This window comes from Streptomyces sp. SID14436, from assembly GCF_010548465.1.
Classification (GTDB): Bacteria; Actinomycetota; Actinomycetes; order Streptomycetales; family Streptomycetaceae; genus Streptomyces.
This window is the reverse complement of record NZ_JAAGMD010000058.1, coordinates 1-3,143: the sequence shown is the minus strand read 5'-3', so window position 1 is coordinate 3,143 and position 3,143 is coordinate 1. Positions and strand designations below refer to the sequence as shown.

At 72.6% G+C, this 3,143-nt stretch carries 2 protein-coding genes; both read right to left on the bottom strand.

All coding sequences use genetic code 11. From position 1 onward, the window contains the following. Positions 1–76: 76 nt before the first annotated feature. Positions 77–262, bottom strand: a complete 186-nt coding sequence (locus G3I53_RS02085) for a hypothetical protein (protein WP_164437970.1) — start codon at positions 260–262, stop codon at positions 77–79. 198 nt (positions 263–460) lie between these two features. Next, positions 461–2,710, bottom strand: a complete 2,250-nt coding sequence (locus tag G3I53_RS02080) for an MMPL family transporter (protein ID WP_164338893.1) — start codon at positions 2,708–2,710, stop codon at positions 461–463. Between the last annotated feature and the right edge of the window lie 433 nt (positions 2,711–3,143).

Genomic DNA, 3,143 nt, shown 5'->3' with positions numbered 1-3,143 from the left:
GGTCCGCCGCCGGCGGCGGCCGGATCCGGCGTGCGGCGGCCGACCCCCGTGCGGCCGTCGCTCCCCGGCGTCCGGCTCATGCCGCTCGGGCGAACCGGTGCCGGCGGGTGCGGCGGCTATGGCTCTCGTCGGCGGCGCCCCGTGCGCCGGCATCACGGCGGGCGGCGCGGCGGACCCGGGCGGCCTCCCGGACGCGGCGCTGCTCCTCGGCCGCGTCGATCAGTTCCCGCTGACGGAGCTTCTGGAATTCGTACTCGAACATGGTGTGGCCCCTCGGACGGTGTCCCGGTGGATCTCGCTGTCTGCGATGCCTCCACCTTCGTCTCCCAGGGGGGTCCGCCACATCGGGAGACTTCCGCATCTTCCGCGGCACCGGGGGCCTTAGACGCGTGTGAGGGACCCCGGGGACGTCCGTAAGGTGCCTACGGACGTCCCTGAGACCCCTCAGGAGCCCGGCGGATCAGCCGGCCGTGTCACCGGCGTCGTGGCGGGGCCGTTCCGCGGCGAGCACCCCGGCGACCTCGGCGTCGGTGACCTCGTCCAGCCGCTCGTGGGCGGCGCGGGCCTCGGGCGGCTCGATGCTGATGCGCGGCAGGATCCGGTCGAGCGGCCGCGGCAGCCACCAGTTGGCGCCGCCGAGCATGTGCATGAGGGCGGGGACGAGGAGCGTGCGCAGGACGAAGGCGTCCAGGGCGACGGCGGCGGCGAGCGCGATGCCGAACATGGCGATCACGCGGTCCCCGCTGAGGACGAAGGCGAGGAACACCGAGATCATGATCACGGCCGCGGAGTTGATCACCCGGCTGGTCTCGGCGAGGCCGACCCGGACCGCGCGCCGGTTGTCACCGGTCTCCAGCCATTCCTCGTACATCCGGCTGACCAGGAAGACCTGGTAGTCCATGGAGAGGCCGAAGAGCACGGACACCATGATCACGGGGAGGAAGGGCTCGATGGGGCCCGCCCGCCCCAGGCCGAGCAGTTCGCTGCCCCAGCCCCACTGGAAGATCGCCACGACGACCCCGAAGGCGCCGGCCACGGCGGCCACGTTCATCGCGGCGGCCTTGAGCGGGATGCCGATGGAGCGGAAGGCGAGCAGGAGCAGCAGACAGCCGAGGCCGACGACGACTCCGACGAAGACGGGCAGCTTGCCGACGATGACGTCGGCGAAGTCGTCGTAGCCGGCCGTCGTGCCGCCGACCAGCAGGTCGAGCGAGGTGCCCGCCTCCGCGCGCGGCAGGACGTCGTCGCGCAGCCGGTCGACCAGGTCGCTGGTCCGCTGCGCCTGCGGGGCGGACTCGGGCACGACGGTGAGGTACGCGGTGTCACCGGCCGTGCCGTAGGTGACCGGTGAGACGGAGGCGACGCCCCGGGTGTCGCGCAGGGTGGCGTCGAGGTCGCCGAGGGCCAGCCGGTCCTGGGCCCCGTCGACCCGGGTGACGACGGTGAGGGGGCCGTTCACGCCGGGGCCGAAGCCGTCGGCGAGGAGGTCGTAGGCCTGGCGGGTGGTGGACGTCCTGGGGTTGTTTCCCTGGTCGGACGTGCCCAGGTGCAGCGAGAGGGTGGGCAGCGCGAGGACCGCCATGACGGCCAGGGCGACGACGCCGAGCAGCTTGGGGTGCCGCTCCACGAACGCGGACCAGCGGGCGGCCCACCCGGTGGGCAGCTCGGGCTGGGGCCCGAACTCGGCGAGCCTGCGGCGCTCGCGGCGGCTGAGCGCGCGCATGCCGATGAGCGACAGCAGGGCGGGCAGCAGGGTGACGGACGCGGCGACGGTGAGGACCACGGTGAGCGAGGCCGCGACGGCGACGCCGTTGAGGAAGCTGAGCCGGAGGATCAGCATGCCCAGCAGGGCGATGCAAACGGTGGCACCCGCGAACACGACCGCGCGTCCGGTGGTGGCGACGGCCTCGGCGGCGGCCTCGGGCACGGACAGCCCGCGCTTGAGTCCGCGCCGGTGTCTGGTGACGATGAACAGCGCGTAGTCGATGCCCACGCCGAGCCCGATCAGCAGCCCGAGCATGGGGGCGAAGTCGGCGACGGTCATCACGTGCCCGAGCAGGGAGATGCCCGCGTACGCGGTGCCGACCCCGACCAGTGCGGTGGCGATGGGCAGCAGGGAGGCGGCGAGGGAGCCGAAGGCGAGGAACAGCACGACGGCGGCGACCAGCACGCCGACCGCCTCCGCGACGTGCCCCTCGGGGGCCTCGGTCAGGCCGACGGCGCTGCCGCTGAGTTCGACCTGAAGCCCGTCCGTCTCGGCGCTCTTGGCCGTCTTCACGACGGCCGCGGCCTCCCGGGCGTCGATGTCCTTGGCCTGGTCGGCGAAGGTGACGGTGGCGTAGGCGGTGCGGCCGTCCTCGCTGATCCGTCCGGCACCCGTCGCGTCGTCGTAGGGGCCGGTCACGGAGGTGACACCGGGCAGGGCCGCGATGCGTTCCAGGGTGCGGGTCATGCTCTGCTCGACCGCGGTGTCACGGACGCCCCCGGAACCGGTGTGCCAGACGACGGTGTCGCTGTCGCCGCCGAGACCGGGAAAGCCCTCGTGCAGCAGCTCGACGGCGCGGCCCGACTCGGTGCCCGGGACCTCGTAGTCGTTCGAATAGGCGGAGCCCGCGACGGCGGCACCCGCGGCGACCCCGCCCAGGGCGAGGAGCCACAGCAGGACGACGACCAGACGGCGTTGGACACACCAGCGTGCGAGGGCTGCCACGAATGTGCTCCCGGAATGACTCTGTGTGTGGATCTTTGACCGGGAACAGACGTTCATGGAATGAACCGCCCGCAAAGAACGCATGAGCAATGCCCTGTCACTCTTGCAGGCAACAATGATCGATGGTGGTGTTCGTGGCCTTGTTCACAGGAATGCGAGACGGCTCACACGACAATCCCGCTCGCTGTGCCGAACCGCGTGAGATGTCTCACGGGATCGCCCCCGCGGGACGGGAACTCACCGGTGGGTCCCGTGCCGGCGACGTCAGTCGAACTGGTCGCCCAGCGCCATCACCATGAGTCCGGCGATCAGCAGCCACAGGGCCCGCCGCGTCCTGCCCCGGGAGCCGAGCACGGCCGCGAGGACGCAGACCGCCGCGCCGCCGGCGTACGCGGCCGGGACGGGCGCGGGCGCGGGACCGGCGAGGCGGAGC

Excerpts from the sequence above, each read along its gene's own strand:
- G3I53_RS02085 (WP_164437970.1), bottom strand. The coding sequence starts at position 262 with ATGTTCGAGTACGAATTCCAGAAGCTCCGTCAGCGGGAACTGATCGAC.